Origin of the sequence: Winogradskyella sp. R77965, from assembly GCF_044594915.1 — a bacterium.
In the GTDB taxonomy this organism is placed as follows: domain Bacteria; phylum Bacteroidota; class Bacteroidia; order Flavobacteriales; family Flavobacteriaceae; genus Winogradskyella.
The window spans coordinates 2,127,194-2,148,443 of sequence record NZ_CP138990.1 but is presented as its reverse complement, the minus strand read 5'-3'; the positions used below and the strand labels follow the sequence as shown (position 1 = coordinate 2,148,443).

The window sequence follows — 21,250 nt, the reverse complement described above, 5'->3', positions numbered from 1 at the left end:
ATGTCATCAAACAAGAAATACTGGAAAAGTGTTGAAGAGCTAAACGAAAATAGTTCTATTGTTGAGGCGCTAAAACAAAACGAGTTTGTAGAAGCAATTCCAACAGATGAATTTTTAGGAGATAAAGAAACATTAGAATCTTCATCTACTACGCGTCGTGATTTCTTAAAATACGTTGGGTTTAGTACAGCAGCTGCATCTTTGGCGGCTTGTGAAGGTCCTGTTATTAAATCTATCCCTTATGTAAATCAACCTACTGAAATTATTCCAGGTGTTGCTAACTATTATGCAACGACAATTGCTAATGGTTTTGATTTTGCTAGTGTTTTAGTAAAGACTAGAGAGGGGAGACCGATTAAAATTGAAAATAATACAGACGCTGCAACTAATGGTGTAGCAAATGCCAGAGTTAACGCATCAGTTTTAGGATTGTATGATAATCTAAGAGTTAAAACACCTATGAAAGGTGATACAGTTATCTCTTGGGACAGTTTTATGTCTGAAACAACTTCAAAATTAAATGGACTGAGTGACGAAAAACAAATTGTGTTTTTAACAGCGTCAATGCCAAGTCCATCAACACATAAATTAATTGCAGATTTTGCTTCAAAATTTGGTAACGTTAAGCATGTAGCTTACGATGCAGTTTCTGAATCTGCGACTTTAGATGCATATGAAGCTAAGTATGGTACGAGAGGAATGGCAAATTACGATTTCTCTAAAGCCAAGACAATTGTTTCAGTCGGAGCTGATTTCTTAGGTAATTGGCAAGGTGGAGGTTTTGACTCTGGCTACACTGCAAAGCGTATTCCAGATCATGGTAAAATGTCAAGACATATTCAGTTTGAATCTAATATGTCATTATCTGGAGCAAACGCAGATAAACGCGTACCATTAACTCCAAGTCAACAAAAATTAGCTTTAGTTAAGTTATATAGTGAAATCACAGGTAATTCTGCAAATGGAGCAAAACTTCCTGAAGGATTAGATGCAGCCGTTAAAGCAGCTGCTAAAGAAATTAAGTTAGCAGGAAGTAACGGAGTTGTAGTTACAGGTATTCAAGATGTAAATGCGCAAACTTTAGTTTTAGAAATCAATGCTTACTTAAATAGTAAAGCTTTTGATCCTAAGACAACAATAAAAACAAGACAAGGAAGCGACAAAGCAGTAATGCAATTAGTTGCAGATATGAAGGCTGGAAATGTTGGAGCTATCATTACAAATGGGGTCAACCCAATGTATAGCTTGCCAAATGCTTCAGAATTTAAAGAAGGTCTAGAAAAAGTTGATTTATCAGTTGCGTTTTCGATGAAACAAGACGAAACATCAACGAATTTTCAATATATCGCTGCTACTCCTCATAACTTAGAGTCTTGGGGAGATTTTGAATTTAAGTCTGGTCATTATTCAATGATGCAGCCTACAATTCGCCCTTTATTTGACACAAAGCAATTTCAGGAAGTGCTTTTAGCATGGAATGGGAATAGTGCTTCTTATAGAGATTATTTAAAATCAGTTTGGACAGCAGATATATTAAATGGAGCTTCATTTAATAAAGCAGTACAAGATGGTGTGTTTGTTGCTGGTTCTGCTAGAAATGGTGGAAACGGATCATCAACTGTTGAAACATCAACAACTGAATTAAAAGATAAAAAAGACAGAACATTTTTAGGAGGCGTCATTCATGATGTTGCCGTGGGAGTTGGGATTAAGGATGAAGATAAAGATGAGTACGTTACTACAACTACCTCTACGACTACAAATAATAGTGGTTCTACTGGTGTAGGTTCAGTGTTATCAGGTGGCGATGCTGCTAGAAATTTAGCGAAATCTGTAAAGTCTGATGGTGGTATGGAATTATCACTTTATACCAAAATAGGTATGGGTGACGGCCAACAAGCTAATAACCCATGGTTGCAAGAATTTCCTGATCCAATCACAAGAACAACTTGGGATAATTATTTAACAGTTTCTCAAGCTGATGCTGAAAAGTTAGAATTGAAAAATTGGAATGTTGCCAATGGTGGTTTAAATGGTAGTTATGCTAATGTGACTGTTAATGGTGTAACTATTGAAAATGTGCCGGTAATTATTCAGCCAGGACAAGCAAAAGGTTCGGTTGGTATGGCATTTGGTTATGGTCGATCTTCGCAAGCATTGAAAGAAGAAATGAAAACTGGAGTTAATGCGTATCCATTATACCAAAATTTCAATTCAGTACAAGATGTAACAATTAGTAAGGCTACTGGTGAGCACGAATTTGCTTGTGTGCAGTTGCATAACACTTTAATGGGTCGTGGAGATATCATTAAAGAAACTAATTTAGAAATTTTTAATACTAAGGATAAACACGTTTGGAACAAAGTTCCTGAAGTATCCTTAAATCATATAGAAACTCCTGTAACGTCTCCGGATGTAGATTTATGGGACGAATTTGACCGTTCAGTTGGGCATCACTTTAATTTATCAATTGACTTAAATGCGTGTACAGGTTGTGGAGCTTGTGTAATTGCATGTCATGCTGAAAATAATGTTCCAGTTGTAGGTAAAACCGAGATGAGACGCAGTAGAGATATGCACTGGTTGCGTATTGATAGATACTATTCTTCAGAAGATTCTTTTGAAGGAGATAACGAAAAGAAGGATAATATTTCAGGTTTAGGCAGTTCATTGAGTGAGTTTGGTGAAATGGAAAATCCAGCGGATAATCCTCAAGTTGCATTTCAACCTGTAATGTGTCAGCATTGTAATCATGCACCTTGTGAAACAGTATGTCCAGTAGCAGCAACAGCTCATGGTCGTCAAGGCCAAAATCATATGGCATATAACCGTTGTGTAGGTACACGTTATTGTGCTAACAACTGTCCTTATAAAGTACGTCGATTCAATTGGTTCTTATACAACAAGAACGATGAGTTTGATTATTACATGAATGACGATTTAGGACGTATGGTATTAAACCCAGACGTTACTGTAAGATCTCGTGGTGTGATGGAAAAATGTTCTATGTGTATTCAAAAAACACAGAAAACAATTCTTGATGCTAAGCGTGATGGCAGAGAAGTTAAGGATGGAGAATTCCAAACAGCTTGTTCTGCGGCATGTGGAAACGGAGCAATGGTATTTGGAGATATAAATGACAAAGACAGTAAGATTGCTGAATTAAAAGAAGATGATCGTATGTATCACTTGTTAGAAAGCGTTGGCACAAAACCAAATGTTATCTATCAAACAAAAGTGAGAAACACATCAAAAGCATAATAAATTAAAGAAACAAGTATATAATTATGGCGTCTCATTACGAAGCACCTATTAGAAGACCTTTAGTAACTGGAGAAAAATCGTATCACGATGTTACTGTTGATGTAGCAAAACCGGTTGAAGGCAAAGCCAATAAAGCATGGTGGATTGTTTTCAGCATTTCTTTAGTCGCATTCCTTTGGGGAATAGGTTGTATTATTTATACCATTTCTACTGGTATTGGAGTTTGGGGTCTTAATAAGACTGTAAACTGGGCTTGGGATATTACTAACTTCGTTTGGTGGGTTGGTATTGGTCACGCAGGAACACTGATTTCTGCAGTACTATTACTGTTCCGTCAAAAATGGAGAATGGCAATTAACCGTTCTGCGGAAGCTATGACAATTTTTTCAGTAGTTCAGGCAGGTTTATTCCCAATTATTCACATGGGTCGTCCATGGTTGGCATATTGGGTTTTACCAATTCCTAACCAATTTGGGTCGTTGTGGGTAAACTTTAACTCACCATTACTTTGGGATGTATTCGCGATTTCTACATATTTATCAGTATCCTTAGTATTCTGGTGGACAGGTTTATTACCAGATTTTGCAATGATTAGAGATAGAGCGGTTAGACCTTTCCAAAAGAAAATATATTCTTTATTAAGTTTTGGTTGGTCAGGTAGAGCTAAAGATTGGCAGCGTTTTGAAGAAGTTTCTTTAGTGCTTGCTGGTTTAGCAACACCATTAGTACTTTCTGTACATACAATTGTATCCTTTGATTTCGCAACTTCGGTTATTCCAGGTTGGCATACCACGATATTCCCGCCTTACTTTGTTGCAGGTGCGATTTTCTCAGGATTTGCTATGGTGAATACACTTCTTATTATTATGAGAAAAGTATGTAGCCTAGAAGATTATATAACAGTACAGCACATTGAGTTAATGAACATAGTCATTATGATTACGGGTTCTATCGTAGGTGTAGCTTATATTACAGAGTTATTCATTGCATGGTATTCTGGTGTAGAATACGAACAATATGCGTTCTTAAACAGAGCAACAGGACCTTATTGGTGGGCATATTGGGCAATGATGTCTTGTAATGTATTCTCTCCACAATTCATGTGGTTTAAAAGATTAAGAACGAGTATTATGTTCTCATTCTTTATTTCAATCGTTGTAAATATTGGAATGTGGTTTGAGCGTTTTGTAATTATCGTAACGTCATTACATAGAGATTATTTACCATCATCTTGGACAATGTTCTCTCCAACATTTGTAGATATAGGTATTTTCATTGGAACAATTGGTTTCTTCTTTGTATTATTTTTATTGTATGCACGTACATTCCCAGTAATAGCACAAGCAGAAGTTAAGACGATTTTAAAATCATCTGGTGAACGTTACAAAAAAATTAGAGAGCGCGGTGACAGTTTGGTTGGTACAGGAGCTGATGAAAGAACATCTAATGCTATTGGATTAACAGCAACTACTGCAACTACGACTGCATCGACTGAAGCACCTCTTACTAACAACAATGACTCTGATAAATTAGATAGTCTTTTTGATGGTATCGGCAGATTTGACGCTACTACGGAAACTGCAGATGATTTAAAAGTCATTAAGGGTATCGGTCCAAAAATGGAAGAAGTACTTAATCAAATAGGTATATATACTTACATGCAGGTAAGTAAAATGACCAAAAAAGAATATGACTTGTTAGATTCAATCACGGGTTCTTTCCCAGGAAGAGCAGAACGTGATGATTGGGCAGGACAAGCTAAAAATTTATTAAACTAATATAGTCTATGGAAGCTTCGAAAGTAATTCATGCTATTTATACAGATGATGATGTATTGATGTCTGCCGTTAAAAAGGTTAAGGCTGAGAAGCATCACATTGAAGAGATATATACACCTTTTCCAGTTCATGGACTAGACAAGGCAATGGGACTTGCTCCAACACGTATAGCAATTACATCATTTATGTATGGTTGTGTTGGTCTTACAGTGGCAATTGTAATGATGAATTTTATAATGATTAAAGATTGGCCACAAGATATTGGTGGTAAACCGAGCTTTAGTTATATAGAAAACATGCCAGCTTTTGTACCAATTATGTTTGAGCTCACCGTGTTTTTTGCTGCCCACTTAATGGTAATTACGTTTTATTTAAGAAGTAGAATGTGGCCATTTAAGAAAGCAGAGAATCCTGATCCGAGAACAACAGACGATCATTTCTTAATGGAGATTGCAATACATGATAATGAACAATCATTAACATCACTTTTAAAGGAAACAGGAGCTGTTGAAATAAATATTGTAGATAAAGAAGAAGATGCACATTAATATGAAGATAGTCTCAAAATATATCGTAGTATTAGTACTTTTAGTAAGCTTTACGTCTTGCCAAAAGAACTCTAGACCTAACTATCAGTACATGCCTAATATGTACGAACCAATAGGTTACGAAGCGTATCAAGAATCTGATGCCTTCGCAAATGGCTATGAAGCACAATTACCAGCTGAAGGCTCTATTCCAAGAGGTGATTTTATGCCATATGAAATTGATAACACTAATGAAGGTTATGACTTAGCAAAAGCTGCACTAAAAAGCCCTTTAGATTCTACACAATTAGACTATGAAGAAGGTAAGATTTTATACGATATTTATTGTGGTATTTGTCATGGAAATAAAGGCAATGGTCAAGGAAAATTGGTACAACGTGAAAAAATATTAGGTGTCCCAAGTTACGATGATGCTGGTAGAGCAATTACAACGGGTAGTATTTACCATGTGATTTATTATGGTAAGAACACAATGGGTTCTTATGCAAACCAATTAAATGAGAATGAACGTTGGCAAGTTGTAGCTTATGTTGAGAAACTAAAGGCTGATTTAGAAAAGTAAGATTTAGATAAAGATTATATAAATGGAATATAAAATTTCAAATCGATTAAAAATAGGTGCTATCGTCTTAATAATTTTAGGATTATTTGGTGTTGGTTACGGTTTTGTGGATTCTCATGGATATACTGAAGAGAATATTACTGAGCGTTTAGCTGAAGAGCATGATGCACATGGCGGAGGGCATGTGACTGAATCTCACGGAGATGAACATGCTGAAGAAGCACACGTAGAATCTGTAGCTCATGCAGAAGAAGGTCATGGTGATGAAGCACATGGAGCTGAAGCAGAAGGCCATAAAATGAGTCATGAGGAGCATGTATTACACCAAATACATAATAGACCTTATTCGGCATTATATGTAGCAGCATTCTTTTTCTTTATGATTGCTTTAGGTGTATTAGCTTTCTATGCAATTCAATATGCAGCTCAAGCAGGTTGGTCTCCTGTATTATTTAGAGTTATGGAAGGAATTACTTCTTATGTACTTCCAGGTGGATTAATTGTATTAGCAATTGCATTTGTTGCAGATAAGCACATCTTTATATGGATGGATCCAGATGTGGTAGCTCACGATGCACTTATTCAAGGTAAATCTGGTTGGCTGAATAAAACTGGCTTTATGATTAGAGGGCTGATTTTCTTAGGTGGCTGGTCTTTATACAGATATTTTTCAAGAAAATTCTCTATTGCACAAGACAATGCAGACGACAACAGAAACTTTAAAAAGAACTTTAGAATCTCAGCTGCATTTTTAGTATTCTATATTTATACAGAATCTATGATGTCTTGGGATTGGATAATGAGTGTAGATCCGCATTGGTTTAGTACATTATTTGGCTGGTATGTTTTTGCCAGTATGTTTGTAAGTGGAATTACAGTAATTGCTATGGTTACCATTTACTTAAAATCTAAAGGATTATTAGAATTCGTGAATGATAGTCATATTCATGACTTAGCTAAATTTATGTTTGGCATCAGTATTTTCTGGACATATCTATGGTTTTCTCAATTCATGCTTATATGGTATTCAAATATCCCGGAAGAGGTAACTTATTTTGTAACTCGTATCGAGGATTATAGATTACCATTCTTTGGTATGGTAGCTATGAACTTTGTTTTCCCGCTATTACTATTAATGAATAGTGATTACAAGCGAATTAACTGGTTTGTGATAATGGCTGGTATTGTAATTCTTTGTGGACACTATGTTGATATATTCAACATGATAATGCCTGCAACAGTTGGAGATAGATGGTTTATTGGAATACCTGAGATAGGATCTATAATGCTATTTGCTGGTATATTCTTATTTATAGTCTTTACGGCTTTAGGAAAAGCACCACTTTTAGTAAAACGAAATCCATTTATCAAGGAAAGTGAACATTTCCATTATTAATATTATTAAAAAAGAACAGAAACGATAATGACTGCTTTATTAACTATTATAATTGTACTCTTTGTAGCCGTGGCCTTATGGCAAATGGTAAAGATTTTTGATTTGGCTCAAGTGGGTAGTTCAAATTCACAAATAGCCGATGACAAAGACAATAAGATAAATGGCTATTTAATGATGGCGTTTTTAGTATTTATCTACGCTATAACTATTGCTAGTTTCTATTATTTAGGGGATTTACCATTAGTATCTAATTCGGCATCTGAACATGGACCTGGATTAGATAGTCTTATGATTATTTCCATGGTAGTAATTTTCATAGTTCAGATAATAACACAGTTTATATTACATTATTTTGCATTTAAGTATAAAGGCGAAAAAGGTAGAAAGGCATTATTTTATGCAGATAATAATACCTTAGAAGCTATCTGGACAATTATTCCGGTTATTGTTTTAGCTGGTCTAATTATTTATGGCTTATTTACATGGAATGACATTATGAATGTAGATACAGAAGATGATCCAATGGTTGTTGAATTATATGCACAACAATTTAATTGGAAAGCAAGATATGGAGGTGCTGATAATGTGCTTGGTCAAGCAAATGTTAGATTAATCGATTTAGATAGAGCTAACATATTGGGTGTTGCAGAAGACGATCCTAATGCTCAAGATGATGTTATTGTTACAGAGCTTCATCTTCCAAAGGGAAGGCCAGTTTTATTTAAAATGCGCTCACAAGATGTATTACACTCTGCATACATGCCTCACTTTAGAGCTCAAATGAATTGTGTACCTGGTATGGTCACACAATTTGGATTTACACCAACAGTTACCACAGAAGAAATGCGTCAAAATCCTGATATTCAAGAAAAAGTTCAGAATATCAATAGGATAAGAGTAGAAAAAAGTAAAGAACTAGTAGCAGATGGTGAAGAAGCTCTAGAACCTTATGAGTTTGATTACTTATTAATATGTAACAAAATATGCGGAAAATCGCACTACAATATGCAAATGAAGATTATTGTAGAAACTCAAGAAGAGTATGATGCCTGGATGAAAGAGCAAAAAACATTTGCAAATTCATTAAATTAGTAGAAAAAATTGTTTTTAAGAAAAAGATAAAGAGATTATGTCAGCAACAGTAGATACACACGGTCACGACGATCACGACGTACATCATCACAAAGAAACTTTTGTGACTAAATATATATTTAGTCAAGATCATAAAATGATTGCTAAGCAGTATTTAATTACTGGTGTAATCATTATGGGTATCATAGGGATTTTTATGTCTTTAATGATACGTATGCAGATCGCATGGCCAGATAAGTCTAACGTAATTTTTGAGACTTTTCTCGGGAAATGGGCACCAGGAGGTGTAATGGACGCAGATATTTATTTGGCATTGGTGACCATACATGGAACTATCATGGTATTCTTTGTTCTTACAGCAGGACTGAGTGGAACCTTCAGTAACTTGTTAATTCCATTACAGATTGGAGCTAGAGATATGGCATCAGGATTTCTTAATATGATATCATATTGGTTATTCTTTGTGTCTTGTGTAATTATGATCCTTTCATTTTTCGTTGAAGCCGGACCAGCAGCGGCAGGTTGGACTATCTATCCTCCTCTATCTGCTCTCCCGATGGCTCAAGGTGGTTCAGGTATGGGTATGACACTTTGGTTAGTGTCAATGGCAATATTTATTGCATCCTCTTTATTGGGTTCACTTAATTATATTGTTACAGTAATTAATTTGCGTACTAAGGGTATGTCAATGACTAGACTACCACTTACGATTTGGGCATTTTTTGTAACAGCAATAATTGGTGTAATATCATTCCCAGTATTATTATCTGCAGCTTTATTATTAATAATGGATAGAAGTTTTGGAACGTCATTCTTCTTATCAGATATATTTATCCAAGGTGAAGTATTGCATTATCAAGGAGGATCACCAGTATTGTTTGAACACTTGTTTTGGTTCTTAGGTCACCCAGAGGTATATATTGTTTTATTACCAGCATTGGGAATTACATCAGAAATTATTGCAACAAACTCGCGTAAACCAATCTTTGGTTACAGAGCGATGGTTGCTTCAATATTAGCGATTGCATTCTTATCTACTATAGTTTGGGGTCACCACATGTTTATTTCAGGTATGAATCCATTCTTAGGGTCAGTATTTACATTTACAACGTTATTGATTGCGATTCCGTCAGCCGTTAAAGCATTTAATTATATAACCACATTATGGAAAGGTAATTTACAGATGAATCCGGCCATGTTATTTTCAATTGGATTGGTTTCAACTTTTATCACTGGTGGTTTGACAGGAATTATTTTAGGAGATAGTGCTTTAGATATCAATGTGCACGATACATACTTCGTCGTAGCTCACTTCCATTTAGTGATGGGTATTTCGGCATTATATGGTGTATTCGCAGGTGTTTATCATTGGTTCCCTAGAATGTTTGGTCGTATGATGAATAAAAACTTAGGATACTTACATTTCTGGGTGACCGCAGTTTGTGCCTATGGAGTATTTTTCCCGATGCACTTTATAGGAATGGCAGGTTTACCAAGGCGTTATTATACGAATTCAAATTTCCCATTGTTTGATGATACAACAAACACGCAATTAGTTATTACTATGTTCGCACTTGTTGGTGGTCTTGTACAATTAGTGTTTTTATACAATTTCATTAGCAGTATCTTCTATGGTAAGAAAGCACCACAGAACCCATGGAGATCTAACACATTAGAATGGACGGCACCAGTTAAGCATATGCATGGTAACTGGCCTGGAGCAATTCCTCATGTTTACCGTTGGTCTTACGATTATAGTAAGCCAGGACATGATGAAGATTTTGTACCTCAGAATGTTCCTATGAAAGAAGGTGAGGAAGAATTGCAGCACTAACGCTGAAATATTATAGATTAAAGTAAAAAGCCTTTCTAATTTAGAAGGGCTTTTTCTTTATATTTGTTTAACTATGAATGAGAATTTAAATCCATCTAACGATAATTTTAGTCCAGAAGAATTGGATGTAGAAAGAAAGTTAAGACCTTTAACGTTTGATGATTTTACAGGCCAAGATCAGGTTTTAGAAAATTTATTGGTTTTTGTTCAAGCTGCTAATCTTCGGGATGAAGCATTAGATCATACTCTTTTTCATGGCCCTCCAGGATTGGGTAAAACGACTTTAGCACATATTCTATCCAACGAACTAGATGTAGGTATAAAAGTAACTTCAGGACCTGTTTTAGATAAACCAGGTGACTTGGCAGGTTTACTAACTAATCTAGAAGATCGCGATGTTCTTTTTATTGATGAAATTCATCGTCTAAGCCCGATCGTAGAAGAGTATTTATACTCAGCAATGGAGGATTATAAAATTGATATAATGATAGAATCTGGTCCAAATGCCAGAACTGTTCAAATCAATTTAAACCCGTTTACCTTAGTTGGTGCTACTACACGCTCAGGACTTTTAACGGCACCTATGCGTGCACGATTTGGAATTAGTAGTCGTCTGCAATATTATAAAACTGATTTATTGACGACCATCGTTCAGCGTAGTGCATCAATTTTAAGTGTGCCAATTACCATGGAAGCTGCTATTGAAATTGCAGGTAGAAGTAGAGGAACACCGCGAATTGCTAATGCACTTTTAAGACGTGTTAGAGATTTTGCTCAAATTAAAGGAGATGGCAAAATAGATATAAAAATTGCCAAGTTTGCTTTAGAAGCTTTGAATGTAGATGCACACGGTTTAGATGAAATGGATAATAAAATTCTGACGACCATTATAGATAAATTTAAAGGAGGACCTGTTGGTATTAGTACTATAGCTACTGCAGTAAGTGAAAGTACTGAAACTATTGAAGAGGTATACGAACCGTTTTTGATTCAGCAAGGATTTATTATGCGAACACCTCGTGGTCGTGAAGTAACTGAACAAGCATATAAACATTTAGGCAAAATAAAAGGACCTACTCAAGGAGGCTTATTTTGATACGACTTGTCATTCTGAGCATAGCGAAGAATCTCAACAATGATAAACAACAAATCAAAACATACAGATCTAATTAAAACCGAAGCCAAACGCCTCGGTTTTTTATCTTGTGGTATAAGTAAGGCTAGCTTCTTAGAAGAGGAAGCTCCTAGACTTGAAACATGGCTTAACAAAAATATGCATGGCGAAATGCAGTATATGGAAAACCACTTCGATAAACGTTTAAATCCTACATTACTTGTTGAAGGTTCTAAAAGCGTAGTGTCTTTATTGCTTAATTATTATCCTTCAGAAATTCAAACTGAAAATTCTTATAAGCTATCTAAATATGCTTACGGAACCGATTATCATTTTGTCATTAAAGACAAGTTAAAATCCTTGCTTCATTTTATTCAAGATGAAATTGGTGAAGTTGGTGGACGTGCTTTTGTAGATTCAGCACCTGTTTTAGATAAAGCTTGGGCAGCAAAATCAGGATTAGGATGGATTGGGAAACACTCTAATCTATTAACGCAACAAGTTGGTTCATTTTATTTTATCGCAGAGCTAATTATAGATTTAGAACTAGAATACGATATGCCAGTGACAGACCATTGTGGCACGTGCACAGCTTGTATAGATGCTTGCCCTACAGAAGCCATTACAGAACCTTATGTGGTGGATGGAAGCAAATGTATTTCTTACTTCACTATAGAGCTTAAAGAAAATATACCTTCAGAATTTAAAGGAAAATTTGATGATTGGATGTTTGGTTGCGACATTTGCCAAGATGTATGTCCATGGAATCGCTTTTCAAAATCACATAATGAACCGTTATTCAATCCGCATCCTGAGTTATTGGATATGACCAAAAAGGATTGGGAGGAAATTACCGAGGATACGTTTAAGAAAGTGTTTCAGAAATCTGCGGTGAAACGCACTAAGTTTTCTGGATTTAATAGAAATATTAGGTTTATTAAAGATTAATCAATCAATGGGTACTCTCAATCCATATCGATTTAATGCAGATTGTTGGTTGCACTATTATGATTATTTTAGATGTTTCAACACACTTCTTTGGCTGGTAAAGTGTTGTATCATAATCGCCTTGAATTTTCGAAGTACTTTTTAGTTCCGCAATTCTAAACTTGTCTAATTTTAATTTTTATAATATGTTAATTGAAAGTGTAATTATCAAAATAATGTCAAATTTGATCAATTTCTTCTAGAAATACTGTCTGCCATTATTAAGGCATTGTAAGCGTTTATGACTTTACCAGATTTTGAGAGTTGATTAAAAGGTGTTGTTTTGTTTTTATCGTCTTTGATGGGCGTACTCACTCCCATATTATATTCTATCCCAGAATCCATTAAAATATGTTTGACTTCTGAAGCGGTAAGATCTGGGTAGTTGGAGAAAATTAATGCGGCTACGCCTGAAGCTACAGCAGATGCAGCAGAGGTTCCTCCAAAACTATCCGTACGTTTATCAAGAGGCTTTGTTGTATGGATCATATTACCTGGTGCGAATACATCGACGTCAATATTTCCATAATTAGAATCCTCTAACATAAATCCTTTATCAAGAAAAATGGTCGTAGCACCAACTAGAAGAAAATTATCTGAAACCTCATCTTCGTTGTTAAGATTATCATTTGGATAATAATCGTTGTAAATATTTAAGTTATAGTTAAAATTACCCGCTGATGACACAATAAGAACATCATGCTTGTCTGCATATTGAATGGCTTCAAAAACCCATTCTTTATGTAAAGAAAAATCTTTCCCGAAACTCATGTTAATTACTCTTGCCCCATTGTCTACAGCATAGCGAATAGCTAATGCGATATCCTTATCATGTTCATCTCCATAGCAAGAAATGCCAAGAGACATAATACTAATATTATCATTTTGATTAATGTTTGAGATAACACCTGCCGTTTTAGTGCCATGGTTTAAGAATTCTACATGATTATTTATAATTTTATTTCCATAAGAGGTATCAGAAATATCATCAGGATTATCACCTTGTATTAGCCTATCGTTATAATCTAAACCTAATAGTTTTTCTAACTTTTCATTAGCCTGTCGTTTTTCACTATTAATATAATTCTCATCAATATTGTATGTCATGAGATCAATCAATAATTGAAAATGAGTACCCTCAATATTATCAGCTTTAATATTTTTTAAACTATCTAATGCCTTTATACTATAAGGTTTGTCATTAAAAAACTTAGATGTCTTGTCTTTTGCCTCATAATAGCTATCATAAAGCTTATCAGAATTATCTTTGTTTGCAATATAGCGTTTTAAACTATTGTCATACTTTAGTTTAACTTTTTCATACAATAAATATGATACTGAATCTTTGGTTGAAATGGTTTTTATGTTTTTATCCTTAAAATAAGGCTCTAATTTTTTTAGAATTCGGGTAAACTCAAAATTCACATATAAATTTTGTTCTCCTTTTTTATTCCCTATAAAATTCCATCCATTAATATCATCAACATAACCATTGTAATCATCATCTATATTATTGTTAGGAATTTCATTTTTGTTGATCCAAATTTTACTTTTAAGATTTACATGTCTTAAGTCAATTTCATTATCTATCACCGCAACTATAATCTTGTCGGAATTATTGTGTTTTATTATACTATCATAAGCTCTATTAAGACTAATACCGGGAATAGAGTCTAGAAGAATATCCTTAAAATGCCAATTTTCTGAGTATTCTTTGCTTTTAGTAATTAAGTTGATTTGGCTAGGTATAGTAAAGCGCTTTACATTGTTATTTGTTTTGCATGTAATGCAAAGAAGCGACAGGAAGACTATTACTAATGTTTTTTTTTTCATACTCAAAATCATATGAGGTAATATAGTAAAATAACGTCTTTATTTAAAGACGTTATTTAATAAATTAGCCAGTAACAGGTTTTATATATACTTCAGACTTCTGTACACATATCCACTTGTCCTTTTTTTCTTCAGTATTGGTTCCTCCAACATCAGTGTCCCCTGTTCCACCATAAATTTTATGAGAATTTTTTAATTCTGCAATTCGGAACTTTTCTAATTTTAATTTGTTTTTCTTCATAATAAAATAAATGTTTTAAATTACATTTTAAAATAACAATAATATTATTTAATAGTAGATTTTTAAATTATAAAATTAGTCTACATTCATAAATATAGACTAATTATTACCCTTAATTTTATCCATTTCTCTTATGAAGTAAGAAGGTTTAATACCCTTAGATTTATAAAATGCTTTAGAGAAAGATTCTGAATTACTAAACCCTGCTTCATCAGCGATAGCTTTTATAGTATACTTCCTTATACTTGAATTTGTTTTAAGAATTTCAATTATATGTTCAATTCTTAGAGAATTGATGTAATTAGAAAACGAGCTATTTTTGTTATGATTAATAATTTTTGATAGATAGTTTGTATTGGTATTAAAATCCTTGGCCAAGGATCTTAAAGTTGTTTTTTTAGACAAAAACCTTTTATTGTTTTCAAAAATATTAAGTTTATTAAGAATATCTTTTATAATATCATCAGAAATATCAATTTCTTTTTGGACTTTGTTTTTTATAGAAATATTATCTCTCTTATTTATTATATCTTCAAATTTTTTCTTGTATTTCTTCTTTAGACTATTTTGATAAGCTATAAGAAACAATAGAATTATTAGTATGATGGATATTAAAATAATTATTAATGTAAATTTCGACTTATCTCTTTTTATTTTGTCAAGAATAACCCGTTTCTCTGATTTTAATTTTGGAATATCATATTCTTTTAAAACGCCTTTGTTTAAATAAACCTCTTCAGAATGGAAGATACTATCAACTTTAATTAATTGGTTAATATATAATAGTTGATTTTTTAGATCTTCCTTAGCTTTGTAATGTTCTATTAGCTGGACATAAGAGTTTCTTGCATTTGGGTAAATACTATTTATTTTTTGAAAAATAGTATCAACTTTTTTATAATAAATTATTGAATTTTCGGTCATATCAATCTTCTCATAAGATTTACCGCAATAATAATATGCTAATGATAAATTCACTTTATCTTTCCGCTTTTCAAAATAAGGGATATGTTTTTCTAAACTATCAATGGCGATAACATAATTTTTATTGTAAAATAATGAAACCCCTTCATTTAAAGAGAAGTGATGGGCAAACCATTCTTTTTTCATTCTATTGGATTCATAAAATCCAATATGGTTATAGTGGGATGAAGAATCTGGAAGCTTTAGATCATTATATATATTTGCTAATGAAGTAATTGCATTTAAATAAGAAGTTGTATCAATTTCTTTTAAATATTCTTTTGCATAATAGTAATTTTCTTTAGATAATTTTAATGCCGATTCTTTCTCACCGATTCTTCGTTTAATAGAGCTAATATTGTCATTTGATTTGAAAATTAAACGCTTGTTGTCATATTTATTAGCATAACTAGACACTTTTAGGTAATTATCAAGAGCTTTGTTATAATCCCTTATGTTAAAATAGTAGTCACCTTTTAATTGATATGCTTGTACTGGATAGGTTTTGTTACTCTTTGATTCGGTAAGTTGAATAATACTATCACAATATTTTATCATTGTTATATCGCCATGAATAATAGCTTGAGTATGATATCCTGCAATTAAAAGTTCTTTATTTTTTTCTTTTTTAGCTTTCTTAATTATAAATTTCGCATAAAAATCCTTTTGATCTAATGTTTTACTTGCGTTTAAATCTTGAAATAAGTCGCTGTATGTCTTATTTGAAAGTGAATCAACAGAGCTGTTACTTTCCTGCCCATAAATTAGTGTACAAGAGCTAAGAACAAAAAGAAAACTAAGTTTAAAGAATAAGTCTTTATAACTTTCCATATCGAGCAAATTTAGATTGGTTCTTTTTGTGTAAAAAAGCATAAATCATCATTTCGTATAAACGCTGTTTAGAGCGAAAAGTTCTATTAATGGACATATGTATATAGCTAGATAACAGATCAGATAAAGAGACTTCTAATAAATTTTGTTGGTGTAACTTCAATAGATTATTTATTATTTGTTCTAATTCTAATTCTAATTCTAATTCTAATTCTGAGTTTGCGATTTGGTTTTTATTTCTATTACTAGATAGCTCCGTATCTAGACTTTTATATTTCAAATTCAATTCTTTAGTTACTGTTTTGTCGGTTTTAAACTCTGCTTTAAAGGAAGATTGCATCTGTTTTAAAAAAGACAATTGATCCTGAGTATTGAGTCTGAATAAAGAAACCAAATATTCTACCCATTTAAAAACCATCAAAAATCGAGCCGTATCATCTTCAGCGTTTTCAATAATTGTAATACTTTTTTGACTATCATAGTAAAAAAACGATTCAGAAAGTTCTATAGTATATTTCCCATAACGCTCTAACTCCCTTTTGTAGGTTCCTAATGTAATATCCCAAACTTGCTTACTATTAATAAAAGGCATAATAAGCACTTTTATTTGTGTAATGACTATAGATAAATTTTCATTTTTGACGACATGAAAACGTACTCTTAGATGTGGATTAGGATCTGAGTATCGAATAAAAAACCATTTATCAATCAATTGTTTTTCTAATAAGTCTTCACAAAACGGTTGAAGGACTTCAATTAATACACTGTCTGCCGTTTTCACACCGCAATATATTTTATAATATAGCCATTCCTCTCCAACAATAAATGTTTTTTGTACAGATTTACTTGCCATTATTTTGTTGCGTCGATTTTTTTGTTGTTATAAAAGGATATCACTAACTGATTGCAATAAGACTCACTTTCTGTATTTTTAACAATACATTTATCAGTGAATAGGAATTCCTCTATAATAAACTTCGTTTTATTCTTTATAGTATCAAATAACATCTTTACTGAGGTTTTGTTTTTAAGACTGATTAGTAATCTATTATCACCTTCCACTAATTCAACGTAATTCGGTAGTAGTAAATTTTCCTGCCATTTTTTAATTTCAATACCTAAATTTTTACGTTCAAAAAGTGCTTTGAAACGTTTTGTTTCGATAATCCAACGCGCTTTTGATAATATCATATTTTCAAATTCTACTCTAGGTAAAAAGACCTGATTCTGTAATATACTATTCCAATTAAAGCCTATACTCGAACGTTTGTTTTGAGTTTGCAATGAACATAAAAAGTAATAAATAGGTAGTGAGTTAAAACTGTAATTATGCGCATTACCTAAACGTGGTATAACCTCTTTACCTAAATGTTTAGAACGTAATATGATACGATTATTTCTAACAGAAACCATAATATCATCTATTGGAATCTGGTAAGCTTCTTTTACACTCGATTTTCCAAGATATGGAATTTCATAAGCTCTAATATTTGGTCTTTGCAAAATATTACCAGTTCTTGCTTCGGGTAAATGCACAATTTCAGCTAAAATTTTGTTTTTATTTAGCTCTTCTTCTGTGTCTACTATTTTACTTACATGTTTTAGTAATTTTTCATTACCATAACTAAATCTTCCTAATAGATTTGTAGCACTTGCTCCTCCAATATTATCTATAAAAATTTTAGAATCATAAACCTCTATGATGGACGAAAATGTATCTGGCAAATCATCGTATTTTAATAGTAGATTTTCAAAATCTGATTCTGTAAGCTGAATTGTATAATCGTTATTATGAGTGGCATTTACTAACTTTTTTTGTAAAATACTATCTACATCTGTCCAAATAATACGTCGATATCTTTTTTCAGAATCTTTTAGGGATAAATCATCTAGTAAAGGATTTGTATCTTCTTTTTTAGTTCCAAAACCAATCCCAGTTTCAGTGTCTAAAGCTATACTCAATGGTATTTCAGATTGTTCAAAACGGTTAGAAAATTCAGTTTTGAATTCTTCTATGTAAGCGTTTCCTGTTGGTAAAGTCATTCTGTTAAACAGGGTAAATGCTTTTAAGAGTTGCTGCTTCATACTATTATCTAAAGTGTTTTTGTGCGAAGATGAAAAACAATCTGTTTGAAATAAATATTTACTATCTAGATCTGGCACAAATTTTTTAGTCAGTAAAATTAATTTTTGATATACAGAAGGATTGTTGCCAATTATTTTATCCAGTTCTGTCAATTCTGCATAAAGTTCTAAAAGCTGCTTATGAAGTTTTGATGCTTCAGGAATCGTTTTAATTCTTTTGAGCAGGCTTTTAAAATAATCATTGCCGGTTACTGTAATTTCGAGTTCTGATACTAAAACTTGATTTTCTATGAGCTCTTCAATAAAATCTTCGGCTTCATTTTGTGTAATATTATCATTTATTAATAAAGTACTTAAATCTGATATAGTTTTTCCATTAGACGAATTTTTTAGAATTAAATCAATGTATTCAGAATAGCTAATGCCTTCTAAGGTATAATTTCTCGCTTTTTTTTCTATACTGTATTCTACATACCTATAATGATCATTTATTTTATAAAGACTTGTATTAGGATAAAACTGTAATTGTGGTCTAATCGTTTTATGTTTTATAAGTATTTGTGTAAGTTGTGTTAAGAAAGTAGTATCAAAACGCGTAAGACGTTTATAGCTTTTTAATTCTTTGAGTTCAACATTAGTTTCTTCTCCAAATTCCCCGACTCCACATGCTGCAAATAAACCAAAAGGTGTGCAACGTGTTGTAATGCGAGTAAAGTACTTTAATATTGAGAATTGTAGTTTTTCTATTTTTTTTAAGTCAGTCAGTTCTCCATTTTCCCATTTTAAAATTTGGGCAAATAATTCTGGTGATGCTAAGTAAATGGCTTCTCTTAATAGTGTGTTTTGAAGTAAAACCTTAAAATCTGAGTCCACTAAAGCGAATTTATTTAATACGCTCTGGTAGAAATTATTTGACAATAACGGCATTCTTAAACAATAATTATCAAATAACTTATAGCAATTCTTTTCTAGAGGTGTCAATTGTTCGGTTTAGGTAGTCAAATATACATTAAAAACTAAATTCATTGACCTTGCGTATAAGCTATTTGTAATCAATCACTTAATGTAATATTGTATAATCGATATTCATAAATATAGACTCGATATTTATGAATCTAGTTTGACTTCTTTTTGATTTTAAGTTTATTATAGTTTGCTTTGATAGTGAAATTAGTTGCAACATTTTCTGGCGGAAACTGAAAAGCCAATAACAGAGTAGGTTATGATTAAATTATTTTTATTATGAAAAATTTATTTTTTACGTTAGCGTTTCTATTAGTTAGTAGCCTTTCTTTTGCTACTAATACATTTGAACGTAATATTACCTCTGAAGTCAAATCTGAAGTTAAAATTATTGATACTGTAAATGCGGTTGATGTAATCTTAATTGGAGAAATGGATGAGTTTAAACAATGTCATGTAACGATTAAAGGAACAATTAACGGGCAAGAAGTTGATCTTGATATAACATTTACTAGTGATTCTGGAAGTTGTATTAAGGATACTATAGCTTTACTTAAAGAATTGGCAGAAGAATAAAATAATTAATTAAAATTTATAAGTTCAGATGAAAAAAATATTTATTATTACAGGAGCTTTATTTTTTTGTTCTTTTTTAAGTGCAAAAAATTTAGAACATAGTTTTGCCACGGATATAATTAATGGCGAATATGAAAATTCAAAAAAGATAGAAACAAATTCGTTTTTAAATGTAGAGAACGTTATTGATGAGTCATCAAAAGCAGTAAGCGAAGCTAAAGTAGATTGTGTAATTCGAATTACCGGTACGTTTGATGGTGTTGAAGTAGATGTGGAAATTACTATTCACGATGTTACAAGGGTAGGTTGTTTTTTGCTGCAAACTGGCATTAGGGCAATGGAAGAGTAAATTATTAAATACAAATTGGGCATTAATAAAAATTATTAGTGCCCAATTTAAAATGACTTAATTATGATAAAAAAAGTAATTATTATTATACTGTTTGTAAGTTTTAATTCAGTTTATAGTCAAGTAAATAGAAATATACATGCCGTTTATTCATTTTATAATCTTAATAAGGGTGACGAACAGATTGTAAATTTATTTATTAGTAAGAATAAAGCTTTTTCAGAGTTTTTGATAAAAGACAAAGCGAAGGACACTCTTTTTATAGATGATGAAGATACTATTAATTTTAAAGTCGAACCAAATGATAGTATTGGTAAACAGTATCACATAGAGAATCAGTTGATTACTTTTAGAGATATCATTTATGAAAAAAGTGAATTCAAAGAAGTTATTGTTGAAGAAACTATACCTGATTATAAATGGGAACTCAAAAATGAATCAAAAAAGATAGGCAAATTTACTTGCAATTTTGCTACTCTTAAATTTAGAGGAAGAGATTATAATGTTTGGTATACAACAGAAATAGCGACACCTTTTGGTCCTTGGAAATTTTATGGGCTTCCTGGCTTAATTGTTGAAGTTGAGACATCAGATAAATCAATTAAATTTCAATTAAGTTTTATTGAATTTAATTCTTTCAAAGAAATTAACATTCCTAATCAAGGCACAGAAATTACATTTAAAGAATATGTAGATTTTAAGCGTAATGAAATAAATGATTATATAGAAAAATTAAAATCTAAGTTACCGAGAGGTGCTGTTGTAAAGGTAAATAGTATAAATAGTACTCACTTAGAAAAAGACTATAATTAATTGCGTTGGTGGATTAGTGCC

17 protein-coding genes are annotated in these 21,250 nt (G+C 32.3%); 12 read left to right on the top strand and 5 right to left on the bottom strand.

From position 1 onward, the window contains the following. The 9 genes from SJY34_RS09550 to queG all read left to right on the top strand — a co-directional run bounded on the left by SJY34_RS09550 (position 1) and on the right by queG (position 12,536). Positions 1-3,261: a TAT-variant-translocated molybdopterin oxidoreductase gene (locus SJY34_RS09550; RefSeq protein WP_400075086.1), complete on the top strand. Its 3,261-nt coding sequence runs from the start codon at positions 1-3 to the stop codon at positions 3,259-3,261. 26 nt (positions 3,262-3,287) lie between these two features. Further along, positions 3,288-5,042 carry an NrfD/PsrC family molybdoenzyme membrane anchor subunit gene (gene nrfD, locus SJY34_RS09545; RefSeq protein WP_400075084.1) on the top strand — a complete coding sequence of 585 codons (1,755 nt, stop codon included), beginning with the start codon at positions 3,288-3,290 and terminating at the stop codon, positions 5,040-5,042. Between the two features lie 8 nt (positions 5,043-5,050). Beyond that, entirely contained in the window at positions 5,051-5,590 is a 540-nt protein-coding gene (locus tag SJY34_RS09540; RefSeq protein WP_400075082.1) for a DUF3341 domain-containing protein, read from the top strand. Position 5,591: 1 nt separating this feature from the next. Continuing rightward, complete coding sequence (locus SJY34_RS09535; RefSeq protein WP_400075080.1) at positions 5,592-6,152, top strand: c-type cytochrome; 561 nt, start codon at positions 5,592-5,594, stop codon at positions 6,150-6,152. Positions 6,153-6,174: 22 nt separating this feature from the next. Further along, a complete protein-coding gene (locus SJY34_RS09530; protein WP_400075078.1) occupies positions 6,175-7,548 on the top strand; it encodes a quinol:cytochrome C oxidoreductase in 1,374 nt (457 codons plus the stop codon). A 27-nt stretch (positions 7,549-7,575) separates the two neighbouring features. Then, entirely contained in the window at positions 7,576-8,640 is a 1,065-nt protein-coding gene (locus SJY34_RS09525; RefSeq protein ID WP_400075076.1) for a cytochrome c oxidase subunit II, read from the top strand. Positions 8,641-8,677: 37 nt separating this feature from the next. Beyond that, positions 8,678-10,474 (top strand): cbb3-type cytochrome c oxidase subunit I, encoded by a 1,797-nt coding sequence (locus SJY34_RS09520; RefSeq protein WP_400075074.1) that lies wholly within the window; start codon positions 8,678-8,680, stop codon positions 10,472-10,474. 73 nt (positions 10,475-10,547) lie between these two features. Continuing rightward, positions 10,548-11,570 carry a Holliday junction branch migration DNA helicase RuvB gene (gene ruvB / locus SJY34_RS09515; protein ID WP_400075072.1) on the top strand — a complete coding sequence of 341 codons (1,023 nt, stop codon included), beginning with the start codon at positions 10,548-10,550 and terminating at the stop codon, positions 11,568-11,570. Positions 11,571-11,609: 39 nt separating this feature from the next. Then, positions 11,610-12,536, top strand: a complete 927-nt coding sequence (gene queG, locus SJY34_RS09510; protein ID WP_400075070.1) for a tRNA epoxyqueuosine(34) reductase QueG — start codon at positions 11,610-11,612, stop codon at positions 12,534-12,536. A gap of 228 nt (positions 12,537-12,764) precedes the next feature. Here the strand turns inward: queG and SJY34_RS09505 are convergent, their stop codons facing one another. The 5 genes from SJY34_RS09505 to SJY34_RS09485 form a co-directional block, all read right to left on the bottom strand. Then, a complete protein-coding gene (locus tag SJY34_RS09505; RefSeq protein WP_400075068.1) occupies positions 12,765-14,408 on the bottom strand; it encodes a S8 family serine peptidase in 1,644 nt (547 codons plus the stop codon). Positions 14,409-14,472: 64 nt separating this feature from the next. Beyond that, positions 14,473-14,649 carry a hypothetical protein gene (locus SJY34_RS09500; RefSeq protein WP_400075066.1) on the bottom strand — a complete coding sequence of 59 codons (177 nt, stop codon included), beginning with the start codon at positions 14,647-14,649 and terminating at the stop codon, positions 14,473-14,475. Positions 14,650-14,748: 99 nt separating this feature from the next. Further along, positions 14,749-16,443 (bottom strand): helix-turn-helix domain-containing protein, encoded by a 1,695-nt coding sequence (locus tag SJY34_RS09495; protein WP_400075064.1) that lies wholly within the window; start codon positions 16,441-16,443, stop codon positions 14,749-14,751. Further along, positions 16,430-17,296: a thiopeptide-type bacteriocin biosynthesis protein gene (locus SJY34_RS09490; RefSeq protein ID WP_400075062.1), complete on the bottom strand. Its 867-nt coding sequence runs from the start codon at positions 17,294-17,296 to the stop codon at positions 16,430-16,432. The genes SJY34_RS09495 and SJY34_RS09490 overlap by 14 nt, the downstream gene beginning before the upstream one ends. Continuing rightward, positions 17,296-19,446 (bottom strand): lantibiotic dehydratase family protein, encoded by a 2,151-nt coding sequence (locus tag SJY34_RS09485; RefSeq protein ID WP_400075060.1) that lies wholly within the window; start codon positions 19,444-19,446, stop codon positions 17,296-17,298. Before SJY34_RS09485 ends, SJY34_RS09490 begins: the two co-directional genes overlap by 1 nt. Positions 19,447-19,770: 324 nt before the next feature. Between SJY34_RS09485 and SJY34_RS09480 the strand changes: the two genes are divergently transcribed. The 3 genes from SJY34_RS09480 to SJY34_RS09470 all read left to right on the top strand — a co-directional run bounded on the left by SJY34_RS09480 (position 19,771) and on the right by SJY34_RS09470 (position 21,229). Next, positions 19,771-20,067 carry a hypothetical protein gene (locus tag SJY34_RS09480; RefSeq protein WP_400075059.1) on the top strand — a complete coding sequence of 99 codons (297 nt, stop codon included), beginning with the start codon at positions 19,771-19,773 and terminating at the stop codon, positions 20,065-20,067. Positions 20,068-20,095: 28 nt separating this feature from the next. Continuing rightward, complete coding sequence (locus SJY34_RS09475) at positions 20,096-20,416, top strand: hypothetical protein (RefSeq protein WP_400075057.1); 321 nt, start codon at positions 20,096-20,098, stop codon at positions 20,414-20,416. Between the two features lie 63 nt (positions 20,417-20,479). Beyond that, positions 20,480-21,229, top strand: a complete 750-nt coding sequence (locus SJY34_RS09470) for a GLPGLI family protein (RefSeq protein ID WP_400075055.1) — start codon at positions 20,480-20,482, stop codon at positions 21,227-21,229. The last annotated feature ends 21 nt before the right edge of the window (positions 21,230-21,250 follow it).